Raw genomic sequence first — 24,996 nt, forward strand, 5'->3', positions numbered from 1 at the left:
GCAGATAAAGGAAAAGTGACCCATCATCGATGGGCCACTTTGTAATTAACTTTTCTAGACTCTTTCGATTAGAAGGAGATAGAAACGCTTGGGCTGAGGGTGAAGGTACCATCGATGACATATGCTGCATCGAGAGCATAATTAACACCACCCATTGCATATCCGGCACCAGCTTCGATGGTGTAGGTGGAAGTGTTTGCGATATCAGCGAGGTCAGCCATTTCTGCCTTAAAGCTAGCTGAAAGGCCAAAATCCTGAACTGTTGTGCTGTAGGAAGCCTTAGCAGCAAGCTTGTTCACCTCAGCAGCAGTCATCTGATAAGCAACCCACAGGCCAACACCAGAAACTTCAGCGTTGACGTCAGCGTTCAGCTCGTTGGTCTCAGCATCCAACAGATAAATGTCTTCTACACTAGCTGAAAGAGCGATGTCTTCAAGGCCAACAAGAGAAGCAATATCAGCAGCTGCAGAAACGATAACACCATTAGCATCGTTAGTGAAACCAACAGCAGCATCAACACCATCAATAGGCATGAATTTTGCACTGATAACCATCGGAAGAGCCTTCAGGGAAGGATCAACGGAAGCATATACTTCAACCAAGTCAGAATACTTCACAGTAAGACCAAAGTTGTCTGTTACGGTTGCCATGCTCATTCCACCTGCCCAATCATTGGGGTCTGCAAGAACAGTCGTTGCACTTCCAGAAACATCATCACCAACATGCAATGTAACAGCAAGGTCACCCATGTCGACACCCTGCTCTGCAAGAGCCTTGTCCAGGTAAATCTCTGCGGTAGCTGCTACGGGAATGAACGCATCTTCTAAAAGAACTGCAGTACCATTTGCCAAGCTAACTTTCCAGAAATCACCAGTGAAATCAAGGACAGTTACCAATTCGGCAGTACCCCCAGTTGCACCAGCAGTAGGTGCGGTAAACTCAAAATCATAACCAGCTGAGAACGAACCGCTAACTTCAATAGGGGTAGCAGCAACTAATGTTCCTGCAACCACGAGAACCAGCGCCAGAGTCAATACAAACTTTTTCTTCATGACGTAAATCTCCATTTTTTTGCGTGAGAGTTTATTTGTAACATCAGTATGCTGATGCACTTTGTGAGTACAATGGACATATATTGTGCAAATGGTATATTAATGTGAGGAACAAGTGATGTTGTTTGAGTAAACGTGAAGACATTTGGTGTTTGTGTGTGGTTTGTGTGCACAAAACCCCTTTGTGTGAAATTCAAGAAGGTTACACAGACACTATCATTTCTTTTGTCAACATTATTGCCGTACATAATCGATTTCATTACCATATAAGTATGATATACCTTTTTGCCTCCGACATCCATGGAAGTGCATATGCAATGCATTCACTCCTGAACATCTTTCAAACAACCAAAGCCTCCAAGCTTATTCTTCTTGGGGACCTTCTCTATCATGGCCCTCGGAATGCCTTTCCCTATAAGTATAACCCAAAAGAAGCATACAGGCTACAAAATAGTGTGAAAGAATCGTTAATTTCTGTGCGTGGCAACTGTGATTCCGAAGTAGATCAGATGGTATTGGAGTTCCCAATGCTCTCAGACAGTGCTCTTATGCACCTGGATCAAGTGGGTGACCACATAATCTATCTCCATCATGGGCACAAGGAGCTTCCGCCATTGTCCCCTGGAACCATCGTCATCAGCGGCCATACACATATTCCAGTTGCAGAGAAACGGGAGGAACTGATATTCATCAACCCTGGCTCAGTTGCCCTGCCTAAGGGAGGGTTTCCTGCAAGCTACTGCTTACTGGAAGACAATACCTTTACCATCTATGAGCTGGAGAGCGGCAAGGAGATGATGAGTCTCACCATCTGAGATTTACCACTACCTCCCCTTCTCTTTGGCTGATAGTAGCATCGCCGTTATGAAGATACATGATCTGGGCAGTAATGGGAAGTCCCAAACCACTACCCGAGGTACCGCGGCTGGCATCTCCCTTACTCCAGGGTTCAAAGAAATCCACACCTTCTGGAAGTGTCCCCGTATTGGTGAACATCATGGTATTCTTCCCGATGGACCAGCCAACCGTACCTTCACCTGCCTGCAAGGCATTGGAGAGCATGGCACGAGCTGCATAGCTTAGTAGGTCCTTGTCACCCAGAAGCGAAGCCTCCCCGGCATCGAGATAGATACGATCTCTCTCTTCTTTTGTTAATGAAGAGAACACTTGTTGGATGAAGGAAGGAATATCAATCTCCTCTTTATTCACCTTCATGTCTGGGCTTTGGAGATTGCTATACAGCACTACCTGGGCAATACGAGCTGAAAGTGCATCATTCTCTCTCTTGATTGCCATCAACGTCTTCTCATCGGAGGGGAATACCCCGTCAGCTATCCCATCGAGTAGGAGCTTCATGCTTGCAACCGGGGTATTGAGGTCGTGGGAGATGCTCCTCAGCCAAGCCTGCCGGCTTCGCTTATGCTGGTCAAGATGCTCATCAAGCATCTTGATCGAGTCATTGATCACACGCTGTTCATCAATTGAGGTTTTGGGAAGGTCCACCCCGTTCTCTCCGCTACTCAATTGTTCCAAAGCCCTCTGAATCCCCTGTGTATAGCGCTCACTTCGCTTGGAAATGGAAGCTGCCATCATAAGGGCAATGACAAAGGCAATCGGCATAGCCCAGAAAATCGGGAACAGCAAACCTCTGAACAGGTATCCGGTATTCTTATAGGTAAAGGGAGTAAATGTGAGCACATCCACCAGTGCCAGCACCTCACCGTTGTAGGAGATGACCAAGCTTCCAGCTATATCGGTAGCCTTCACCTGAGGAGGCAGGAGAATCGTATGTTTCTGTGATTCAGCTTGTTGGTTCACTGAAAGCGAGGCAGTATCAGCATCCTTCTCTATATGTACCTCATAGACAGCACTGTGCATCTCGTTTGCTGAGAATCCTTGTTCTGAGATCTGTCGGTGGGTTCGTTGCATTGAGGGCGAACTCATCATCGGCCCCATGCCTTCATACTCATCAGAGTGGGGAACCGGTAGGGATGCCCCACCGCTGGTCATGCCGTAGGCTATGGCTACCGTCCCATCCGGGTTGCGGATGTACAGCCCACTGACCCGGTCATCGGCTGAACGCAACAAGAGCTCCTCTAAGCTCATCAAGGAATAGCTACGCCCATCCAACCCTGCTGAAAGGTTCTCACTCAGAGCGGCAAGATAATCCTGGAAGACAGACTCAGTCCAATTGAGCCGCTGGCGGTGGATACTCACCATGAATACCGTAGCTTGGATTCCCACTACTACGGCAACCACCAATACGAACCCTAGGAAAAGCCTGACAAATTGCCTTCTCATACTTCTGCGCCATCCTTCTCATGCCCAATGAAACGGTACCCATACCCACGGACCGTCTCGATCCATGGACCGTCTCCAAGTTTGGAGCGGATATTCTTGATATGGGTATCGACCACCCGTTCATAGGAATCGACCGCATAGTCGAAACACTCCTCGAGAATTTGGGAACGGGAAACAAGGTGATGTGAGTTTTCGATTAAGTACGCAAGGATTCTCCACTCGGCTGCGGTCAGAATGACCTCCTGACCATCAACCAAGAGTTGATGATCGGTCTCATCAAAACGCATCGAATGGTCGTTGACGTATAAAAAGCCGTCACTCGGACTGAAGCTATTGTTCCGGTACCGCCTGAGTACGGCCTGAACCCTGAGCACCAGCTCCTTGGGACTGAAGGGTTTCGAGATATAATCATCAGCCCCGAGTTCAAACCCAAGGATCCTGTCACTCTCCTCACTACGGGCAGTCATGAAGATGACAGGGCAGTCACACTTCTCCTTGAGTTGCTTCACAAAAGCAAAACCATCACCATCGGGGAGCATGACATCCTGGATAAGCAGAGACGGAACCTGGCTGGCTACAGCCTCCCGAACTGCCCTGAGGGTGGGAAACCCCTTAACTTGATAGCCAGAGAGTTCTAGGTATTGCCGAACGCCCTCACGAATCACCTCATGATCCTCTACTATATATATAAGGTCGTCTTTTTCTGCCATTGGTTATTCCTGCCCTTCGCTTCCCTTACCGGGAAGACTGGAAGTACTCTTACCGGCAAACCGGTAACCATATCCCCTCACTGTCTCAATCCACTGTGGTCCCATGGGGCCCATTTTTGCACGCATATTCTTCACATGGGTGTCCACAATTCTGTCATACGACTCAAAACTGTAGTCAAAACAGTGTTCCAGAATCTGAGAGCGGGTAATGAGGATTCCACTATTGCTTACCAGGTAACTCATAATCCTCCACTCTGCAGCAGTAAGGGGTATCTGCGACCCATCCAAGGTAAAGAGGTGGCTTACCTCGTCGAACTGCAGTACCGACCCTGCCAACACCCAGGTCGAACCTCCTCGGTAGGAGGAAACACTGACATCAATGCGGCGGAACAAGGCATGCACCCTGAGCACCAGTTCCTTGAAGCTGAAAGGCTTGCACACATAATCGTCAGCTCCCAACTCGAAACCAAGGATGCGGTCACTCTCTGCTACCCTGCTTGTCACGAAGATGACCGGGAAAGAATGGGTCTGCTTCAGTTTCTTGATGTAACTGAACCCGTCCCCATCAGGGAATTGCACTTCCAGCAGCATCAAGTCAGGGACCTGACGGCTTATAGCCACCTGCACAGCATGCAAATCCTCAAACACATGCACCTCGTACCCTGAAAGCTCAAGATACTGCTTCACCCCCTCGCGATCCTCATTGATGGGGTCAATCACATAAATCATCTTCATACTGCAACATCACCATACCTTTGCTCGTCTGACAAGCGTTCTTGTGGATTCAACATATATCTCCACATTATCTTCATATTTCGTTTTAATAATATACAAAGTGTGAACTTGGTGTCAAATAAAAACAGCAAGCTACCATATAACCCATCAGTTCTGCACCCGTGTGGGGATATCCGAGCAAAACACATGTCTATTGCACTGGTTTGGCTTCCACGCTACACTTGGCCAATGAAACACAGGTGGAAAACCCTCCTTGGAGACACGCTTATCCTAATTGCCTGCATCCTTGCCCTGGTGGTTATCACCAAACAGACTGCCAGCGGAGGAAGCGGGTACGTACAAATCCAAAGTAGTGAAGCCACCTATCGATACAGCCTTAATGTCGATCGCGAGGTAACGGTACAAGGGCCGCTTGGGGAAACACATGTGGTCATCGAGGATGGACATGCCCACATCGAAGACTCTCCCTGCCCCACCAAGAGCTGCACCTTCCAAAAGCCCATTTCGAGTGCCCGGTCCTGGATCGCGTGCCTGCCAAACCAGGTACTGCTCACCGTCGTAGGCAGTGACAGTGAGAATCAGGAGGTCGATGATGTCGCAAACTGAGAGAAAAATCGCCTTCATCAGCGCCACTACCCTGTTGCTTTCCTCCTTGGAGTACCTTATTCCCAAACCACTCCCCTTCCTAAGACTGGGACTTGCGAACCTCCCCCTCCTTATTATCCTCGATGGTATGGCCTACGGCCCATTTCTCATGGTCCTCTTACTCAAGGCAATAGGCCAAGGAATGGTAAGCGGAACGCTCTTTTCCTATCTATTCCTGATCTCCCTAGCAGGCACTTTGAGCAGCGGTATCGCCATGAAAGGTGCAAAGCACCTCTTTGGGGCCAGGGTTAGCCTTGTAGGATGTTCCCTGCTTGGGGCGTTTGTGAGCAATCTATGCCAACTCCAGGTTGCATCCTGGGTTGCCTACGGCCCATCCATATGGATAGCCGCACCGCTTATGCTTGCCCTTGGAATGGCCACCAGCTTTGCGTTGGGACTGCTCGCTGAGATCTACCTGCAGAGAGGAACAACCGGAAAAGCCCTCACACAAGGAACCCTGTCCCTCGCCATTCCTCCAACTGCTGAGAGGACCCCACACAAACACCTGCTCTTTGCCTCATTGCTTGCCATTGTCGCTATCCTCCTCGCAAGGGGTCTCATCACGCTCGCTGTGATCACCGCTCTGATGTATCTCCTGCAGTGGGTGGCTGGAAGAAAGATCAGAATCATCCCGCCGGTGATGCTCATTTTCTCATTGCTTATGTTGAGTCTGTTTGAACCGAATGGGAAGGTCCTGCTCAGTGTTGGTTCTCTTGCCTTCACTGAAGGCTCTCTCACAATCGCACTCACAAAAGCGCTTCGCCTGCTCTCCCTCCTTGCAGCAAGCCAGAGTCTGAGTGCGAGCAACCCCAAGATAGAAGGCAAGGCAGGAACCCTGCTTGCCCTCACCCTTGCCTATTTCAGTCTGCTCACCCGCTCATTCCGAGCAACCAAAGGTTCAGTTATAGAACGTGTAGACCAGGCACTGCAGGCAACGGCAGAAGGGAATGGTACCGATAAAACACCTCCCACTGTTCATAAAAAACCAATCAACATCACCCTATTCCTATTCATCGTAGCAAGTGTACTTGCTGTTGCACTCATTAGTCGAGTAGTATATTAAGTTCTTTTCAGTAATATTAATCAGCTTTATTAGTATTTTATTTCTAGTATTTTCTTATTTATCTCATGTATATATGCACTAATCTAATATTTAGTGCATTTATTTTCATTATTTTATTCCGTTTATTTTTTTAAATCGTATTGACCTTATTAGATATTTTTTTTATACATTAAAGCCAAGAAAACCCTTACGAGGAGTACATCATGGCTGACAAGAAACAAACCGAGGAGCTTTTTGCAGGACAAAAAGACCTCCAGGACCTCATCGAACGTGTGAAGCGCGCACAAACCAAATTCCAGACCTATTCCCAGGAACAAGTTGATGCCATATTCCGTGCAGCCGCCATTGCAGCAAACGACGAGCGTATCAAGCTCGCAATCATGGCAGTGAAAGAGACCGGCATGGGTATCGTAGAAGACAAGGTGATCAAGAACCACTTTTCTGCAGAATACATCTTCAACAAGTATAAGGATGACAAGACCTGTGGAATCATTGAGGTGGACCAGGCTTTTGGCATCAAGAAAATTGCTGAGCCGAAAGGTGTCATCTGCGGCATCATCCCCACCACCAATCCAACCAGTACTGCAATTTTCAAGAGCCTGATCAGCTTGAAAACCAGGAATGCAATCATCTTCAGTCCCCATCCGAGAGCCAAGGAGTGCACCTGTGAAGCTGCTCGTATCATTCTGGAGGCTGCAGTGAAGGCAGGGGCTCCAGAAGATATCATCGGTTGGATTGATGAACCATCCATTGAGAAGACAGACTACCTGATGAAAAACAAGCTGGTGAATCTCATCCTTGCAACCGGTGGTCCTTCGATGGTCAAGAGCGCCTACTCCTCCGGTATTCCTGCCATTGGTGTCGGACCTGGCAATACCCCAGCCCTTATGGACAAGAGCGCCGATATCAAGATGGCGGTCAGCTCGATTCTCATGAGCAAGACCTTCGACAATGGGGTCGTCTGCGCTAGTGAGCAGGCAGTAATCTGCCACAAGGATATCTACGATGCAGTAAAGCAAGAGTTTACCGACCGTGGTGCACGATTCCTCACCAAGAAAGAGGCCGACATGCTTCGCAATGTAATCCTCGACCCAAAACGGGGAACGGTAAACCCTGCAATCGTTGGACAGAAAGCTTCAAAGGTTGCAGAGATTGCAGGTTTCTCAGTTCCTGAGACTACAAAGGTCCTTATCGGTGAAGTGGAACATGCCGATGCTTCTGAACCCTTTGCCCATGAGAAACTCAGCCCGGTGTTGGCAATGTACAAATGTGATACCTATGGAGAAGGAACCAACATGGCAGCAAAACTGGTTGCCTTGGGTGGTTACGGGCACACCAGTGTCCTCTATATCGATGAGAAAGAGACGGAGAAGGTCGACACCTACAGCAGGACGGTGAAGACCAGTCGTGTCTTGGTGAATATGCCTGCCAGCCAAGGTGCCATTGGAGACATCTACAACTTCCGTCTGGAGCCTTCCCTCACCCTTGGCTGTGGTTCCTGGGGCAACAACTCGATCAGTGAGAATGTAGGACCCAAACACCTGTTGAACATCAAGACAGAAGCTGCCAGGAGGGAAAACATGCTCTGGTTCAAACTGCCCCCTAAGACGTACTTCAAGTATGGTTGTCTTCCCGTTGCTCTTGGCGAGCTGAAGGGTAAGAAGCGTGCATTCATCATCACCGACTCCTTCCTGTTCACCAGCGGTATGGTGGACAAGATCACAGACACACTTGATGCTATGGGTATCGAGTGCGAGACGTTCCACCAGGTAAAACCTGATCCAACACTCGATACCATCAGCGAGGGGATGAAGTTGGTTGGTGCCTTCAAACCCGATGTACTCATCGGTCTTGGTGGAGGATCTCCAATGGATGCTGCAAAGATCATGTGGTTGCTCTATGAGCACCCAGAGGTGCAGTTCGATGGGCTTGCTTTGCGGTTCATGGATATCCAGAAGCGAATCTATGCCTTCCCAAACATGGGAAAGAAAGCTGAGCTTGTATGTGTACCTACCACCAGTGGTACCGGCAGTGAGGTCACTCCATTTGCCATCATCACCGATGAGAAAAGTGGCATGAAGTACGCAATAGCAGACTATGCGCTCACCCCGACCATGGCTATCGTGGACAGTGAGCTTGCGATGGGAATGCCCAAAGCTCTGACCGCCAGCTGTGGAATCGATGTATTGACCCATGCACTGGAAGCACTTGCATCGAGCATGTCCACCGACTACACCAACGGCTTGAGCTTAGAAGCTGCCCGTGTCATCTTCAAGTACCTGCCGAAGACATATCGGGATGGAACTGACAAGAAAGCACGCGAGAAAGTCCACAATGCCTCAACCATAGCGGGAATGGCCTTCAGCAATGCATTTCTGGGTGTCTGTCACTCGATGGCGCACAAGCTCGGTGCCCAGTTCCATATTCCTCATGGCATGGCGAACGCACTGCTACTTTGCAACGTCATTCGTTACAATGCGACAGACAACCCAACCAAACAAGCTTCCTTCCCGCAGTATGAATATCCCTCGGCTGTAAGCAGGTATGCAAGGGCTGCAGACTACATTGCCATGGTGGTCAATGAACAGGAGAATACTCCCTACATCAAGACCAGTGCAAATGACAGCCAAGACAAGAAGGTCGATGCGCTGGTTGCAGGGATTGAGAAACTGAAAAAGGAACTTGATATTCCTTCCTCCATCAAGGAGTGGGGAATCAAGGAAGAGGACTTCCTTGCTGTGGTTGACGAACTTGCTGTGAAAGCATTCGACGACCAGTGCACGGGAACCAACCCTCGCTACCCCCTGATCAGCGAGATCAAGCAACTCTACCTGGACTGCTTCTACGGAAGAGCGTACCAGGAAGCATAAGGGCAAGTGATCATTCACAAGAGAGGACTCCGTTTCAACAGTGTCCTCTCTTCTTCATTCTTCCAAGATCCGGTGGTTGTGGAACTTGGAATCCACACACTTTACGTATCAGGAGCAACCATGGATTATCACCTCCACCTTCCACGCCTGTTTCTCCGTATCGTTTCACTCATCGCAGTAAACACTATCTCTCCCAAACCCATCAGGTACTTCTACCACAAATGGCCACGTACCTTTGCAATCGAATTGCTGGTCGTCCAGTCTCACAAACGACTTGGCGGGAAACCAATCCACGAGAAAGTCTTCTATACAAGAAATGACTCTTGTATTACCATGCTCGCATGTTTGAATGCAAACTCATCTGCACCGATATAGACGGCACCCTGCTTGATCCCAACCACCAGATCAGCGCCCGAACCAGGGAAGCCCTTCGCCATGCTAGGCGAAGGGGCATCATTGTTGCGCTGGTCAGCGGCAGAATTGCAGGGAGTCTTACCCTAATTCAGCAAGAACTGGGAATCACCGGACCTCTGGGCTGTTTCAACGGTTCCCTTGTGCTCGACGAGGAGGGGAAAGAACTGGAAGCACATCCCATCAGCAAGGAGCAGTGCACCAATATACTCTCCTACCTTGCACAGACTGAGCTGGAGTACTTCGTCTTCACCAATGAGAGTTGGTATATGAATGAGAAGAACGCTTGGTATGATGTGGAGGTGACAGCTTCTCACACACAAGGACGCATTGCAACACTGAATAGTCTCTGTGACTCCCTCAGTGAGGGAGAGAGACCATTCAAGGTATTGGCAATGCACAATGACAGCCAGTACATGAGAGAACAAGAAAAGCAACTGCAGAAACGGATTGGAAGCTCACTGAACATTTTCAGCTCTTCCCCCCGCTATATAGAAATACTAGCAAGAGGTGTGGACAAAGGACATGCGGTTCGCTCCCTCTGTGAATTCTATGGGGTGAACCCAGGGAGCGTCATGGCAGTGGGAGACTACTACAATGATATCGGAATGTTCCGTGCAGTGGGATATGCAGTGGCTATGGGCAATGCTCCCCAAGCAGTACAAGCACATGCACATGCATGTACCGCCAGCAACAGTGAAGACGGTTTAGCCCTCGCCATCGAGGCTGTCCTATGAAACGGCTCCTCTCCCTCTATAGAGGGTTGCCCCAGCCAATCTATGTACTCTTCTTTGCAACGGTCATCAACGCAATAGGCATATTCATCTATCCGTTTTTAACGCTCTATCTTACCAAGCGCTTGGGTTACACCCCACTGCAAGCGGGAACGTTCATGACCATAGCCTCAATACTTTACGTACCTGGCTCGTTCATTGGCAGCAAATTGGCTGACACCATCGGGCGCAAGCCGGTGCTTGTCATATTTCAATTACTGATGGATTTTTGCTTCATTCTAGCAGGCTTCTTTGAAGGCGAAGCATTTGTTCCCTACTTCATCCTGCTGGGCTTGTTTTTCGATGGAGCGGTCGACCCAGCCCGGGAAGCCTTGAAAACCGATGTGACCAACATCGAGAACCGCCAGGTCTCATTCAGTCTCATCTACCTTGGACACAATGTCGGATACTCCATAGGACCGGTCATCGCGGGGTATCTCTTCTACACAGCACCACAGTGGCTGTTCTACGGAAATGCAGCTGCCGGTATTCTCTCAGTTCTGCTCGTCATACTCAAAGTAAAGGAAAGCAAGCCATCCAAGGAACTGATCGAAGAGAGCAAGGGATGGGTAACGACGGAGAAAGGAGAAGAGGGCGGTCTCTTCAAGGCCCTGCTCACCCGTCCAAGGCTTCTGCTCTTTGCACTTTCTGTCACCTTCTTCAGCTTCGCCTATAGCCAGACATTGTTTGCACTCCCCCTGCTCACCACCAACTTGTTCGGACAAGCAGGGGCACCTCTGTATGGGAGGATGATGGCGATCAACGGGATTGTGGTGGTCTTATGCAGCCCGATCATCGTGAGCTTGCTTAGACGATTTCACCCACTTGCTAATTCTACGCTCAGTGGTATTTTCTATGCGATTGGGTTCGGCCTCTTTGCCTTTGCCACCACCCCATTCGCTTTTATGGCACTGACGGTAATCTACACATTGGGTGAGATTATATCAGCAACCAACGACAACTTCTACGTGGCAAACAACACCCCGATCAGTCATCGTTCCCGTTTCTCTGCAATCCTGCCCATCATCATGGGAACCGGACATGCAATAGCCCCCATTACCGGGGGCATGATCATTGAATCGTACTCCATGAACCTGCTTTGGATTACCACTGCTCTGGCTGCCCTAATTGGGGCAACCGGAGTATTCCTAATCTACCTGAGGGAAAAACAAGAACAAAAGTAGTTTCCTACAGCTTTTCCAGCAGTGTCGTTACTGCATCAGAGGGGAAATCCTCATCCTTCTCATGCTCACTGAGCAGGCTGCGCAACCATGAGCGTACAACCTCACTCTGTGGCAGAATATACCCCGCTTCTCGATAGCAGTCCTCGGCAAGAATGTGATTGCTCGTTGCAACCGCATCCATAAGTTGCCTGAAAACAGGATCATCGCTTGCTTCTGCAAGGCTTCTGGCCAGACGTTCTTGGTCTGCTTTGCTATTTGCGAGAGCAAGCAAGCTCTTTCGCACTGCTTCACTCTTCTCCTGCGGAACAGGGTAGGTGGCAGGAACCAAGTAGATGGCATGACTGGGGCAGGCATCCACACAAAGGCGGCAACCGTCCAGGCATTTCGTGAAATCTATCTGTCCATTTTCGGTATCGGTCGCGCCAGTAGGACAGACAAAGAGGCAGACACAGTCTTTCGTACAGAGGGAAATAGTTCTTGCGGCATGCATCAGACGGCCTCCTTCTGGATGGGGTGGATCTTGAAGCTGGGCACTTTGCAGATCGGGCAGACGGAAGGTGGGGTATCCCCTACATACACAAACCCACAAATCTCGCATACCCACACATTGGTGTTTTCGAGCAGTGCACTGCCCTGCTTTTCATATCGCATCATAAGCGCTTGCAGTAGTTTGGAAGCTTTCTCTCCCCAAACCAAAGCCCGTTTGGCTCCTCTGTCATTGGCATCTTCAGCTGCCTTGCTTGCGTCTTTGAATCCCTCGGACAAATCCTTGTTTATTGCATCAAGCAGGGCATTGTAATCACAGTCTGCCTTGGTTGTTCTCTGCTTATCATAATAGGAAGCAAGTACAGCAAACAGTGCAGCTTCCTCACTCCTGAGCTGCTTGGTACATGCCTTTTGCAAATTGGAACAGAGAGCTCCAAGTTCCTCGGCCGACAGCTGTCTCATATCGTCTTCTTCCATGTACGACCTCCTCCTTTGTTCATCGCTCATAGTGTAGCATATCATACCGAATTTTTCGAAATATTCTCAGCCTGCTTCCAATAAGTGGTTTTACGGGATAATATCTGAAGCTACAAGAATCTAGACACATGTATGCATTTCGTATGTATGGTGCGAAGTCCAAGAATCTAAAAAAGATTCGTTACTAAATGACGATATATGAGAATACAAAGTTCTGTAAAAGTCATACTTCCAGTATGAAAAACAGAGAAATTGGACAAGCAATAAAGGAACTTAGACTACAGAAAAACATGACACAAGAAGAACTCATAGAGAAAGCTGACCTCTCTCGAAGCCAGCTCTATTACATTGAATCGGGGAGACGGACACCCCGTCTTCCAACCATTTACAGTATTTGTGCAGCACTCGAGCTTACATTCCTCGAGTTCGTACACTATCTCTATCGTTACTCCCCTACTTCTTCCACACCAAGCATCTCATCGATAGATGCACCTGGGGCAACCATCGGGTAGACCTTGTCATCGACAGGTATCTCACAATCAATGACGACAGCCTGTCCTAGGTCCAGCGCAGCCCGGAGAATCGGCTTCGGGTCATCAGTCTTGCTGATGCGCATCCCTTTTACCCCATAGGCTTCAGCCAGCTTCATCCAATCGATGGGGGTATCGAGGTTGGTTTCACTGTAGCGACGATCGAAGAAGAGTGTCTGCCACTGGCGTACCATGCCCAAAGTCTGGTTGTTCATCAAGAGAATGATAACCGGAAGCTTATACCGTGCAATGGTAGCCAGCTCATTGCAGTTCATCCTGAAACTGCCGTCCCCAGCAATATTGACTACACGGGCATCAGGATGGGCAACCTGCGCACCGATGGCGGCACCGGTGCCGTACCCCATAGTACCCAAGCCACCACTGGTAAGGAAGTGGCCAGGCTGGAGGTGCTTGAGGAATTGGGCCGCCCACATCTGGTGTTGACCAACCTCAGTCACCGCAAAGAACCCTTCAGGAAGAACGCTCTGCAGTGCTTTCAGAATTTCCTTGGAACGGGCACTTTCGCTGTCCACCCTGATCGGATAGCGCTTCTTGTACTCAGCAACCTGTTCCATCCACTCGGTATGTTCCATAGGCTTTGCGATACGATGGTTCAATTCAGTAAGCACCACCTTCAAGTCACCGATTACATGACAGTAGGTTTTAATATTCTTGTCAATCTCAGCCGGATCCACATCAATATGGATAATCTTTGCATTCTTGGCAAAGGCGCTGGCTTTGCTGACCACTCGATCACTGAACCGTGCACCAATTACCACCAGAAGGTCACAGGCAGAAACGCTCATATTTGAGACTTTTGTCCCATGCATGCCAACCAAACCAGTAAAGCGGGGACTGAGGGAACTCACAGCTCCGACCCCCATCAGTGAGGTACAAGCCGGGCTGTCGATGTTTTCCAGGAATTGGGAGAGTTCATCACTTGCCTTCGCCCTGATCACACCACCACCGATGTAGCACATCGGACGCTGTGCATGTTTGATCAACTGCAAAGCCTGTTCCATGCTCTTCTCACTCAGTCGCTCGGTGCGAGGCTTCAAGACCTCAGGCGATTGTGGAGAGAAGTCCGCAGTATAGACCGTCACATCCTTGGGTACATCGATCAAGACAGGACCAGGTCTGCCCTCCTGGGCAATCTTGAAAGCGGTGCGAACCGTTTCAGCTAGGTCACCTACGTCCTTGACAATGAAGTTGTGTTTGGTAATCGGCATGGTAATTCCGGTAATATCCACTTCCTGGAAACTGTCCTTACCCAACAATGGTACTGCCACGTTCCCGGTGAATGCAACGATAGGGACACTATCCATGTAGGCAGTGGCAATACCGGTTACCAGGTTTGTCGCCCCTGGGCCACTGGTAGCTATACATACCCCGACCTTCCCGGTACTGCGGGCATACCCATCTGCAGCATGGCTAGCACCCTGCTCGTGGCTGGTGAGGATATGGCGGATTCTGTTTTGATTCTGGTACAAGGCGTCATAGAGGGGCAGTACTGCCCCACCGGGAAAGCCGAAAACGGTGTCCACTCCTTGTTCTATCAGACATTCTATAATTATTTGTGCTCCAGTCATCTGCATGATTGATTCTCCTCTTTGTGTATCATTTCTTGAAGACAGCTCCGGTGGCCGCACTGGTTACCTGCTTGGCGTAGCGAGCCAAATACCCCGTGGTAATTGGCGGCTCCTTGCAGACCCACTGCTTTTTACGTTCAGCAAGTGTCTTCTCATCGACCAACAAACTGAGCGTGCCATTTGGAATATCAATGCTAATCATATCACCTTCCTGGACCAGGGAAATCGGTCCACCCTCAGCAGCCTCAGGGCTGACATGACCGATGGAAGCGCCACGGGTAGCACCGCTGAAGCGGCCATCGGTGATCAAGGCAACATCCTTGTCCAGGTTCATACCGGCGATGGCACTGGTGGGACTGAGCATCTCACGCATACCAGGACCTCCCTTTGGCCCCTCATAGCGGATGACGATAACATCCCCTGCCTTGATCTTTCCCCCAAAAATAGCTTTTATGGTCTCCTCTTCGCTGTCAAAGACTCTTGCAGGTCCATTATGCACCAACATACGCTTGTCAACTGCACTCTGTTTGACCACAGCCCCGTCTGGAGCAAGGTTTCCCCGGAGCACGGCAATTCCCCCGGTCTTGCTGAACGGGTTGTCAATCGGTCGTATTACCTCATGGTTGTAGATTGGTGCTTCGCTATAGAGTTCACCAATGGTCTTTGCACTCACCGTTGGCAGGTCTGCATTGAGCAACCCAGCCTCTCCCAGAACACGCATCACCGCAAGCACACCACCAGCTTCAAAGAGATCTTCAATATGGTCAGAACCAACTGGGGCAAGGTGACAGAGATTGGGAACTTTTGCAGCAATATCATTTGCCATGAAAATATCCAGATCGATCCCAGCCTCATGTGCTATCGCCGGTAGATGGAGCATGGTATTGGTGCTGCATCCCAAGGCCATATCTACGGCCATTGCATTGGCGAATGCCTCCTTGGTCATGATATCCAGGGGACGGATATTCTTTTTCAACAAATCCATGATCTGGTATCCAGCTTCCTTTGCAAGCCGGTCACGGGCACTGTAGACAGCCGGGATGGTCCCATTGCCAGGAAGTCCCATACCAATGGCCTCGGTCAGGCAGTTCATGCTGTTGGCGGTGAACATGCCGCTACATGAACCACAGGTTGGGCAGGCATTATTCTCATAGGAGAGCAACTCCTCCTCACTGATAAGGCCAGCGGCAAGGCTCCCAACCTTTTCAAACATCACCGAAAGGCTCGTCTTGCGGGAACTGTCCCCAGGAATCTTTCCTGCAAGCATCGGCCCACCGGAAACGAAAATGGAAGGGATATTGAGTCTGGCGGCAGCCATCAACATACCCGGTACAATCTTGTCACAGTTGGGTACGAAAACCAGAGCATCGAAAGGATGGGCTGTAGCCATAATCTCAATGGAGTCAGCAATGACTTCACGACTTGCCAGAGAATATTTCATCCCGGTATGCCCCATAGCAATCCCATCACACACCCCGATCACAGGGAACGATACCGGGTTTCCCCCAGCATGCCGTACCCCGCTCTTTACAGCGTTGACAATCCTGTCAAGGTGAATATGTCCTGGGATAATCTCATTGGCCCCATTCACGACGCCGATGATAGGCATGTGAATCTCACGGTCAGTCCATCCCAGTGCCTTCATCAGCGACCGGTGGGGGGAACGATCGGCTCCCTCGGTCATCTGTGCTGAACGTCTCTTGCTTTCGTCCATATGATCCTCCTCCCTTTACAGGGCACGTGCTATCAAGCTGCCCATCTCACTCGTACCGACCTTTTTCATTCCATCGGTGTAAATATCTGCTGTACGGTACCCATCGTCCAACACGGAATTGACTGCTCTCTCTATTGCATCAGCCTCTTCACTCAGGGAGAAGCTGTAGCGCAACATCATTGCTACTGAGAGGATTGTTGCAATCGGGTTGGCAAGGTCCTTGCCTGCAATGTCAGGAGCACTTCCATGTATAGGCTCGTACATCCCAAATCCATCCTCAGCCAGGGAAGCGGATGGCAGCATCCCGATGGAACCGGTGATCTGGCTTGCCTCATCACTGAGGATATCACCAAACATGTTTGAGGTTACCACCACATCGAACTGCCTTGGATTACGTACCAACTGCATTGCTGCATTATCGACATACATATGGCTCACCTCCACATCAGGATAATCGCTTTGGACTCGCTGTACCACCTCTCTCCAGAGCTGGCTGGAGTTCAGGATGTTCGCCTTATCCACACTGCACAAGCGTCTTGACCGCTTCTGGGCAATCTCGAATCCCTTTCGTACGATCCGCTCAATCTCAGCTACCGTATATGCCATAGTATCATAGGCACGGTCCTCTGTGCGACCACGCTCGCCAAAGTAGATACCCCCGGTGAGTTCACGAACCACCATGATGTCCAGTCCGTCACCGATAATTTCCTTCTTCAGTGGACAGGCATCAGAGAGTTGCTTGTAGAGGATGGCAGGGCGAAGGTTGCAGAACAATCCCATGCCGCCACGAAGTCCAAGCAGAGCTTTCTCCGGTCTCAGGTGGGAAGGCAGCGTGTCCCATTTTGGTCCGCCAACCGCTCCCAAGAGCACACCATCACTCTGCTTGCATCCGTCTAAGGTAGCCTCCGGAAGGGGAATCCCAACACTGTCGAGGGCCACACCACCGGCGGCATAGCTGCTGGTGGTGAACTCATGGGAGAATTTCTCAGCAACCGCAGAAAGGACCTTCACGCCCTCTCTCACAATATCTGGACCGATGCCATCACCGGGGACTAGTGCTATATGCTTCTTCATGCCTTGCCTCCCCCTTTTGCAATGTAGCCTGCAAGTCCGCCGCTTGCAATGAGGTCCTGCATGAAGGGAGGAAATGGTTCACTCTGGAACACCTTCCCACTGGTTTCATTGGTAATTGTGCCGGTTGTAAAATCCACGCTGACCACATCTCCGGCCTTGATTCCATCACACGCCTCGGGACACTCCAAAATTGGAAGCCCGATGTTGATGGCATTACGGTAGAAAATCCTGGCAAAGGTTCTTGCAATAACGCAACTGATCCCGCTCTCCTTGATGGCAATGGGAGCGTGTTCACGGCTGCTTCCACAGCCAAAGTTCTTGTCGGCAACTATGATATCACCCTGCTTCACCTGCTTGATGAAATCTTGGTCGATATCCTCCATGCAGTGGGAGGCCAACTCCTTATGATTGGAGGTATTCAAGTACCTCGCTGGAATAATGACGTCGGTATCGACGTTGTCCCCATATCTGAAAACCGTTCCTTTGGCTTGCATCTTACTCCTCCATAACCTTTGCAGGATCGGCGATGTATCCTGCTATCGCACTTGCAGCGGCAACCGCCGGACTGGCAAGATAGACTTCACTCTTCACATGACCCATTCTTCCCACAAAGTTACGGTTGGTGGTACTTACCGCACGTTCCCCTTCAGCGAGGATTCCCATATGACCGCCAAGGCAGGGTCCACAGGTGGGGGTGGAAACAGCGCAACCGCTGTCGATGAAGATATCAAAGAGCCCTTCATGCATTGCCTGCTTCCAGATTTCCTGCGTGGCAGGGAAAATCAGGGTACGCACATGCTTCGCAATCTTCTTGCCCTTGAGAATGGCGGCGGCTTGTCTCAGGTCACTGATGTGGCCGTTGGTGCAGCTACCGATGACAACCTGGTCAATTCGTACCTCTCCAACCTCATCGATGGTTCTGGTATTGGACGGGAGGTGGGGGAAGCTGACCGTACTCTTCACGGCACTGAGGTCAATATTGATTACCTGTTCATACTCTGCATCACTGTCTGCTTCATACAGGACAGGATCCTTTGGACAGTGCTCCTTCAAATATTCCAGGGTCACCTCGTCAACGGGGAAAATCCCGTTCTTGGCTCCAGCCTCGATAGCCATGTTGGCGATGGTGAAACGGTCATCAATGGTGAGGTTTTTCACCCCTTCCCCACTGAACTCCATGCTCTGGTAGAGCGCACCATCCACCCCAATCATCCCTATGATGTGGAGAATCAGATCCTTACCGCTCACATGGGGGGCAAATGAACCGGTAAGGTTGAACTTGATTGCGGTCGGGACCTTGAACCAAGCCTGACCGGTAGCCATACCGCAAGCCATGTCTGTGGATCCCACGCCGGTGGAAAAAGCGCCCAAAGCACCATAGGTACAGGTATGGCTATCGGCTCCGATAATCAAATCCCCGGCCCCTACCAATCCTTTTTCTGGAAGCAAGGCATGTTCTATGCCCATCTGGCCTACATCAAAGTAGTTGGTAATCTCATGATCACGTGCAAAACAGCGGAGTGCCTTGCACTGCTCGGCTGCCTTGATATCTTTGTTCGGGGAGAAGTGGTCGGGAACGAGCGCAACCTTATCCTTGTTGAATACCGTCTCCTTGCCGAATTTTCCAAATTCGTTGATGGCAACTGGAGCTGTAATGTCGTTACCCAGCACCATATCCAGGTCCGCCATGATCAACTGTCCAGCGCGTACGCTCTCCAGTTTGGCGTGGTGGGCCAGGATCTTCTGTGTCATTGTCATACCCATGGGGTTTCTCCTTCCTTTCATTCAACCGAGGGCTCTATCCCCTCGGCAATTAATTTATACTCGATACTATCACTCAAGGCAAACCAGCTGGCCTCAATGATGTCCCTGCTGACCCCAATAGTAGTCCATGTCTCGTTTCCATCGGTGGACTCGATGAGAACCCTGACCTTGCTGGCAGTCGCCCCTGCAGAGTCCAAGACCCGCACCTTGTAGTCGGTCAGGTGCACCCGCTTGAGGGTGGGATAGAACTGCTCGAGGACCTTCCTCAGTGCTTGGTCCAAGGCATTGACCGGTCCTTCCCCTTCCGCAGCGGTAATGGCACTCTCTCCCCCTACCTTTACCTTGACCACCGCAGCATGTGTTGCATCACTGAGTGGATCGGCATACGGGCTGCTGCCAATAGTCTGGTAGTGCACCAGTGAGAAATAGGGTTTATACATCTTTAGATGCCGTCTGATCACCAGGTCGAAACTGCTTTCAGCACCCTCGAACTGGTACCCCTCCGCTTCCAGTTGCTTAAGCTCATCCATCAAGCTTACCGTTACCGGATCATCCTTATCCAAATCGGGAACCACCCGGGCGATTCTCTTGAGCATCAAGGCACGGCCAGCTACTTCACTCATCAAAAGCCTGCGTTCATTGCCGACCTGTGCGGGATCAATATGCTCGAAGGAACGAGGAATCTTCTGCACCCCGTCGATATGCATGCCACCCTTATGGGCAAAGGCACTCTTTCCGATGAAGGGGGTCCCTCCAGTAATGCGGACATTTGCAATCTCAGCAACCTGCCGGCTGGTTGCCGTCAACTGCTCAAGGCTCTCTCCACAGAGACAATCCACAGCGAGTTTGGTCCCAAGAATTCCTGCCACGGTTGCAAGGTTTGCATTACCACACCGTTCGCCGAATCCGAGGAGTGTTCCCTGTACTTGGATAGCACCAGCTTCAACTGCAGCAATCGAGCTAGCCACTCCACAGCCGATGTCATCATGGGCATGGATTCCTATTGGAATACCAGGAAAAGCCTTTATTGTCTCAGCTGTGATACGCGCCACTTCACTGGGAAGCAACCCACCGCGGGTCTCACAGAGCACCAGGGTGGAGGCTCCTCCATCGAGCGCTGCCTGCAAGGTTGCTTTCGCATACTCACTGTCATCAAGATATCCATCAAAGTAGTGCTCAGCATCAAAGAACACTTCGCTTCCGCTCTCTGTAATGAACTGTATGCTGTCACGGATCATCGCAAGGTTCTCTTCACGAGTGGTGCGGATGACATCCGTGACATGAAGGCCCCAGCTCTTGCCGAAGATGGACACCACCTTGGTTTTGGCACTGACAAGGTTTTTCAGGTTGGGATCATCGGCTGCCTTGCTTTTCTTTCTCCGCGTAGAACCAAAGGCAACCAGGGTTGCATGGGTAAGGGTAAGCTGTTCAGCGCGGCGGAAGAACTCCAGATCCTTGGGATTCGATCCGGGATTCCCCGCCTCAATGTAAGCAACCCCCAACGTATCCAGGGCCTTTACTACCTTCAGTTTATCCTCAACCGAAAAACTGATCCCTTCTCCTTGGCTCCCATCGCGGAGGGTTGAGTCAAACAGTGCTATTGTATGCATCACCTTGTTCTTTCTCCTTATCTGAGTGGGAACGTAACATGTCGTTCTCGAGATTTGGTGAAGTGGTGGGTCTGAGAGAACCCCCGCCTGAGATCGAGGATGCTTCATCGAGCATCCGGTTCACTGCAGCAAGACAACTGAGGATCGAGGCTTCGATGACGTCGGTGCTCACACCCCGTCCACGGTACATCCCATGTTCGTCGGTAATCTTTACATGAACTTCTCCAAGTGCATCCCGATGTTCGGTGACAGCCTGCAAGCTGTAGTCCTCCAGACTGAAGGGATGACGTATAATCTTTTCCACTGCCCTGAGTGCGGCATACACAGGACCGGTGCCGAGGGCAACTTCCTGATACGTCTTATCCCCCTTCCGCAGAGTGACACAGGCTGTACTGGTCATCAGATTACCACTATTGACCACGAAACGCTCCAGTTCCCAGATGACCGGACTACTCTGTCTGGAAGACTCCACCAAAGCAATGAGATCACGGTCGGTGATGGTTTTCTTGCGGTCGGCGAGGCTCTTGAATTCCCCGAAGAGCGTCTTAATTTCTTCTTTGCCCAGTACGTACCCAAGATCGGCAAGACGTTTCTCGAAGGCATGTTGCCCACTGTGTTTGCCCAGTACAAGACTGGTAGTCATCACCCCTACACTTTCGGGGGTCATAATCTCATAGGTCAGGCTGTTTGCCATCATGCCATGCTGGTGGATGCCACTCTCATGGGCGAAGGCATTAGCCCCAACAATGGCCTTGGAAGGATAGGGCTTGACACCGGTAATCTGGGAGAGCAGGCGACTTGAACGGGAAATCTCCTCGGTTCGGACCCCATAAGAGAATGGATAATCATCATTTCTCGTCCTGATGGCCATCACCAGTTCTTCTATTGCAGCATTGCCAGCCCTCTCCCCGATGCCGCAGACAGTACACTCTGCCTGACGGGCTCCAGCCTTCAGTCCTGCAAGGCTGTTTGCTACTGCCAGACCCAGATCATTGTGACAGTGAACCGCCAGGATGGCCTTATCCACATTGGGAACCTTGTTCATGACGGTGGAAATCATACGGGTCATGTCATCGGGGGTTGCATACCCAACGGTGTCCGGCAGATTGACCACACTTGCCCCTGCCTTGATCACCTCCTCAACAACCTTGCACAGGTAGTCAATGTCGGTTCGGGTTGCATCCTCCAGTGAGAACTCAACATCATCGGTCAGGTTACGGGCGAACTTAACCATGGCAACTGACCGCTTCAGGGCATCTTCCCGGTTCATCTTCAGCTTGAACTTAAGATGGAGGTCGCTGGTTGCCAGGAAGGTGTGAATCCTTGGCCTTTTTGCATGCTTCACTGCTTCCCAAGCAACCTCGATGTCTTTCTCCAAAGCTCTTGAGAGCGAGGCGACGGTGACATCCTTAACCTCTTTGCTGATAGCCTGGACGCTGGCAAAGTCACCGGGCGACGCTATGGCAAACCCGGCTTCTAGGATATCCACACCAAGGGCCTCTAGCTGTAGGGCCATGCGAATTTTCTCATCCAGGTTCATGCTGTAGCCTGGAGCCTGCTCGCCGTCTCTCAGTGTGGTATCAAAGATATAGATTCTGTCCTTTTCCATAGTGTCCTTCCCGGTTATGTAGTATGGTTTTGTTGTGTTACTTCTTCAGCCAGCTCATCAGAGAGCGCAGCTTTTCACCCGTCTTCTCCAAGAGACTCTCCCTCTCAATGCGTTTCTTTGCATTGAAGTAAGGACGTCCCACCTGGTTCTCAAGGAGCCAGTTGCGGGCAAAAGTTCCTTCCTGGATGTCGGTAAGTACCTGCTTCATGGTCTGCTTGGTCTCATCGGTGATGATCTTTGGACCGGTGGTGTAGTCCCCATACTCTGCAGTATCACTGATGGAGTAACGCATGTAGGAGAGTCCACCCTGGTTGATGAGGTCAACAATCAGCTTCATCTCATGGCAGCACTCGAAATAGGCCATCTCGGGCTGATAGCCAGCTTCAACCAAGGTATCGAATCCAGCCTTGATCAAGGCGGTTACACCCCCACAGAGTACAGCCTGTTCGCCAAAGAGGTCGGTCTCGGTCTCTTCCTTGAACGTCGTCTCAAAGATTCCTGCACGACCAGCGCCTAATCCCTTTGCATAGGCAAGTGCAACGTCCTTGGAATCACCACTGGGGTCCTGGTTGATTGCAATCAGGGAAGGAACGCCTTTGCCCTCCTGGAACTGGGTGCGGACCGTGTGGCCGGGTCCCTTGGGGGCAATCATGATGACGTTTACATCAGGGGGAGGGGTAATCTGACCGAAATGGATATTGAATCCGTGTGCGAATGCGAGGTATTTACCCGCTGTCAGATTTTTCTCGATGCTGTCATGGTAAATCTTAGCCTGTCTTTCATCGGGCAACAGCAGCATGATGACCTGAGCCATGGCACTGGCTTCCTCGGCGGTTACAACCTGCAAGCCTGCTTCTTCAGCAACCTTCCAGCTCTTTGAACCCTTGTAGAGACCTACGACAACATCCACCCCACTCTCGTGTAGGTTCAATGCATGTGCATGGCCTTGGCTGCCATATCCGATGATGGCAACTTTTTTGCCGTCTAGAACTGAGAGATCTGCCTGTGAATCATAGTACATTGTGCTCATTATTTCCTATCCTCCATTATGGTTCGCGCCGTTTGGCGCGTTTGTATGCTTATGCTTCGTCCTCGCTGAAACTGATTGAGCTCAGTGCTCTAGCACCCCGCTCAAGGGCTGTGATACCGGTTCTTGCCATCTCCACAATACCGAAGGGGGCCATCAAATCCAGGAATGACTGAATTTTGTCCAGACTTCCGGTTATCTCCAACGTAATGGTTGAGGAGGTGACATCGTTGATCTTTGCCTTGAATATCTCCGCAAGTTCGATGACCTGGGAACGGTCATCATGCTCAGTGGAGACTTTGACCATTACCAACTCTCTCTGCAGGCTCTTTTCCCCTGCCATCTCATAGACACGCTGCACATCATAGAGCTTGCCTACCTGCTTCTTGATCTGTTCAACGACCGGGCGGTCTCCACTGACCACGATGGTGATACGGCTGAATGCCTCATTCTCCGTCTCCCCCACCGAGAGGCTGTCAATGTTGTAACCCCTGCGACTGAACAGGGAAACAACTCGCATGAGTACGCCAGGGTGGTTGTTAACCAGAATTGCCAGTGTGTAACGTTTTTCTTTGGTATTCATCTAAGATTTCACTCCTTCGTATGATATTTGGGTATAAGCGATTGCTCCCCGGTGCTTCGGGGGCTTCCATCCACGGTCCATGCAATCTGCGATTGCAGCCGTGGTCAGAGAATAATTAGGCTTACTACAATAAGAAGGGTAATGAGGGGGAGGAGGGTTGGTAGGAGACGCGTTATGACTAGAAGCAAGGAAGGAACAGAAAAAGAAGTGGTGTTGCACATAGAACTACAGGAGCTTGCATAGCCCTGCGTCTTCCGATTCCTTGCTAATGGGCGGTGCTGTTGCACCTGCATAGTGAACGCGTTCAAGGTACTCTCCTCAAGAACAGCCTAGTATGCTGTTTCTTGTTTGTATCGTTCTTTGAGGATGTTTGTCAACCCTGCTATTCATAAAACAGTATGTTTATGCAGTGACAACTCTCCCACCTACAGGCAGGGAGCTTCTTGGAAAGCATTCCCAAGAACTATTTCTGCTTCTACGATGTCGGGCTTCTTAGGCTCAAAGAGCGGTCGTCCACCATGTTCATCTCCACAGACGTTACTTTCCCGCAGTCCACGGGTACATGCCCAATCCCTCAGGTTCAAGCTGGCGTTCCTGTCACGTTCGACCAGCTTCCCGCAGGATGGGCAAATCCACTCCCTGACAGAGAGGGGTAAATTCCTATATGTTGTTTTACACGTATTGCAAGTCTTCGAGGACGCGTAGAAGCGAGGTGCCAGCACGAAGCTCTTCCCTCTCTCCCTGCACTTCTGCTCCATCCTCATCCGGAAGAATCCAAACGAGGCATCT

General features: G+C 50.5%; 24 protein-coding genes. 8 read left to right on the top strand and 16 right to left on the bottom strand.

Annotated elements, in window-relative coordinates; genetic code table 11:
- Positions 1-68 precede the first annotated feature (68 nt).
- Positions 69-1,052 (bottom strand): hypothetical protein, encoded by a 984-nt coding sequence (locus DYP60_RS07325; RefSeq protein ID WP_117330284.1) that lies wholly within the window; start codon positions 1,050-1,052, stop codon positions 69-71.
- A gap of 272 nt (positions 1,053-1,324) precedes the next feature.
- On the opposite strand from DYP60_RS07325, the gene yfcE reads away from it, so the two are divergent.
- Entirely contained in the window at positions 1,325-1,867 is a 543-nt protein-coding gene (yfcE, locus tag DYP60_RS07330; RefSeq protein ID WP_117330350.1) for a phosphodiesterase, read from the top strand.
- Here the strand turns inward: yfcE and DYP60_RS07335 are convergent.
- From DYP60_RS07335 to DYP60_RS07345, 3 genes are read right to left on the bottom strand one after another with little or no spacing between them, the layout of a single operon-like run.
- Positions 1,857-3,353 carry a sensor histidine kinase gene (locus DYP60_RS07335; protein WP_117330286.1) on the bottom strand — a complete coding sequence of 499 codons (1,497 nt, stop codon included), beginning with the start codon at positions 3,351-3,353 and terminating at the stop codon, positions 1,857-1,859. The genes yfcE and DYP60_RS07335 overlap by 11 nt on opposite strands.
- On the bottom strand, positions 3,350-4,063 hold the full coding sequence (locus DYP60_RS07340) for a response regulator transcription factor (RefSeq protein WP_117330288.1): 714 nt from the start codon (positions 4,061-4,063) through the stop codon (positions 3,350-3,352). The genes DYP60_RS07335 and DYP60_RS07340 overlap by 4 nt, the downstream gene beginning before the upstream one ends.
- Positions 4,064-4,066: 3 nt before the next feature.
- Positions 4,067-4,798, bottom strand: coding sequence for a response regulator transcription factor (locus DYP60_RS07345; RefSeq protein ID WP_117330290.1), 732 nt, complete (start codon positions 4,796-4,798; stop codon positions 4,067-4,069).
- Between the two features lie 228 nt (positions 4,799-5,026).
- Here DYP60_RS07345 and DYP60_RS07350 point away from each other — a divergent pair, with 228 nt between their 5' ends.
- From DYP60_RS07350 to DYP60_RS07370, 6 genes are all read left to right on the top strand, one after another.
- Positions 5,027-5,404, top strand: coding sequence for a NusG domain II-containing protein (locus DYP60_RS07350; protein WP_237446285.1), 378 nt, complete (start codon positions 5,027-5,029; stop codon positions 5,402-5,404).
- Positions 5,391-6,506: a Gx transporter family protein gene (locus DYP60_RS07355; protein ID WP_117330294.1), complete on the top strand. Its 1,116-nt coding sequence runs from the start codon at positions 5,391-5,393 to the stop codon at positions 6,504-6,506. The genes DYP60_RS07350 and DYP60_RS07355 overlap by 14 nt, the downstream gene beginning before the upstream one ends.
- 203 nt (positions 6,507-6,709) lie before the next feature.
- A complete protein-coding gene (adhE, locus tag DYP60_RS07360) occupies positions 6,710-9,376 on the top strand; it encodes a bifunctional acetaldehyde-CoA/alcohol dehydrogenase (RefSeq protein ID WP_117330296.1) in 2,667 nt (888 codons plus the stop codon).
- Between the two features lie 6 nt (positions 9,377-9,382).
- Complete coding sequence (locus DYP60_RS13980) at positions 9,383-9,751, top strand: hypothetical protein (protein WP_133299312.1); 369 nt, start codon at positions 9,383-9,385, stop codon at positions 9,749-9,751.
- Positions 9,718-10,524, top strand: a complete 807-nt coding sequence (locus DYP60_RS07365) for an HAD family hydrolase (RefSeq protein WP_117330298.1) — start codon at positions 9,718-9,720, stop codon at positions 10,522-10,524. The genes DYP60_RS13980 and DYP60_RS07365 overlap by 34 nt, the downstream gene beginning before the upstream one ends.
- A complete protein-coding gene (locus tag DYP60_RS07370) occupies positions 10,521-11,744 on the top strand; it encodes an MFS transporter (RefSeq protein ID WP_117330299.1) in 1,224 nt (407 codons plus the stop codon). The genes DYP60_RS07365 and DYP60_RS07370 overlap by 4 nt, the downstream gene beginning before the upstream one ends.
- Before the next feature lie 4 nt (positions 11,745-11,748).
- Here DYP60_RS07370 and DYP60_RS07375 read toward each other — a convergent pair whose 3' ends face one another.
- A complete protein-coding gene (locus DYP60_RS07375; RefSeq protein WP_117330301.1) occupies positions 11,749-12,234 on the bottom strand; it encodes a 4Fe-4S dicluster domain-containing protein in 486 nt (161 codons plus the stop codon).
- Complete coding sequence (locus DYP60_RS07380; protein ID WP_117330303.1) at positions 12,234-12,707, bottom strand: rubredoxin-like domain-containing protein; 474 nt, start codon at positions 12,705-12,707, stop codon at positions 12,234-12,236. Before DYP60_RS07380 ends, DYP60_RS07375 begins: the two co-directional genes overlap by 1 nt.
- A gap of 236 nt (positions 12,708-12,943) precedes the next feature.
- Here DYP60_RS07380 and DYP60_RS07385 point away from each other — a divergent pair, with 236 nt between their 5' ends.
- Positions 12,944-13,219 carry a helix-turn-helix domain-containing protein gene (locus DYP60_RS07385; RefSeq protein ID WP_117330352.1) on the top strand — a complete coding sequence of 92 codons (276 nt, stop codon included), beginning with the start codon at positions 12,944-12,946 and terminating at the stop codon, positions 13,217-13,219.
- Here DYP60_RS07385 and ilvB read toward each other — a convergent pair.
- The 10 genes from ilvB to DYP60_RS07435 form a co-directional block, all read right to left on the bottom strand.
- Entirely contained in the window at positions 13,153-14,832 is a 1,680-nt protein-coding gene (ilvB, locus tag DYP60_RS07390) for a biosynthetic-type acetolactate synthase large subunit (protein ID WP_117330305.1), read from the bottom strand. The two genes, DYP60_RS07385 and ilvB, sit on opposite strands and share 67 nt — an antisense overlap.
- Positions 14,833-14,854: 22 nt before the next feature.
- Entirely contained in the window at positions 14,855-16,540 is a 1,686-nt protein-coding gene (ilvD, locus tag DYP60_RS07395) for a dihydroxy-acid dehydratase (protein WP_117330307.1), read from the bottom strand.
- Positions 16,541-16,555: 15 nt separating this feature from the next.
- A complete protein-coding gene (leuB, locus tag DYP60_RS07400; RefSeq protein ID WP_117330308.1) occupies positions 16,556-17,614 on the bottom strand; it encodes a 3-isopropylmalate dehydrogenase in 1,059 nt (352 codons plus the stop codon).
- The gene (leuD, locus tag DYP60_RS07405; protein ID WP_117330310.1) at positions 17,611-18,108 is read right to left on the bottom strand and encodes a 3-isopropylmalate dehydratase small subunit; all 498 of its coding nucleotides are present in this window, start codon (positions 18,106-18,108) and stop codon (positions 17,611-17,613) included. The genes leuB and leuD overlap by 4 nt, the downstream gene beginning before the upstream one ends.
- A gap of 1 nt (position 18,109) precedes the next feature.
- Complete coding sequence (gene leuC / locus DYP60_RS07410; RefSeq protein ID WP_117330312.1) at positions 18,110-19,378, bottom strand: 3-isopropylmalate dehydratase large subunit; 1,269 nt, start codon at positions 19,376-19,378, stop codon at positions 18,110-18,112.
- 17 nt (positions 19,379-19,395) lie between these two features.
- A complete protein-coding gene (gene cimA / locus DYP60_RS07415; RefSeq protein WP_117330314.1) occupies positions 19,396-20,988 on the bottom strand; it encodes a citramalate synthase in 1,593 nt (530 codons plus the stop codon).
- Positions 20,966-22,597, bottom strand: a complete 1,632-nt coding sequence (locus tag DYP60_RS07420) for a 2-isopropylmalate synthase (RefSeq protein ID WP_117330316.1) — start codon at positions 22,595-22,597, stop codon at positions 20,966-20,968. The genes cimA and DYP60_RS07420 overlap by 23 nt, the downstream gene beginning before the upstream one ends.
- A 37-nt stretch (positions 22,598-22,634) precedes the next feature.
- On the bottom strand, positions 22,635-23,627 hold the full coding sequence (ilvC, locus tag DYP60_RS07425) for a ketol-acid reductoisomerase (protein ID WP_117330318.1): 993 nt from the start codon (positions 23,625-23,627) through the stop codon (positions 22,635-22,637).
- 49 nt (positions 23,628-23,676) lie between these two features.
- Positions 23,677-24,207, bottom strand: a complete 531-nt coding sequence (gene ilvN, locus DYP60_RS07430) for an acetolactate synthase small subunit (protein WP_117330320.1) — start codon at positions 24,205-24,207, stop codon at positions 23,677-23,679.
- Between the two features lie 425 nt (positions 24,208-24,632).
- A partial coding sequence (locus DYP60_RS07435; protein ID WP_133299313.1) for a zinc ribbon domain-containing protein occupies positions 24,633-24,996 on the bottom strand: 364 nt, incomplete at its 5' end.

Origin of the sequence: Sphaerochaeta halotolerans, from assembly GCF_003429665.1 — a bacterium.
In the GTDB taxonomy this organism is placed as follows: Bacteria; Spirochaetota; Spirochaetia; order Sphaerochaetales; family Sphaerochaetaceae; genus Sphaerochaeta; species Sphaerochaeta halotolerans.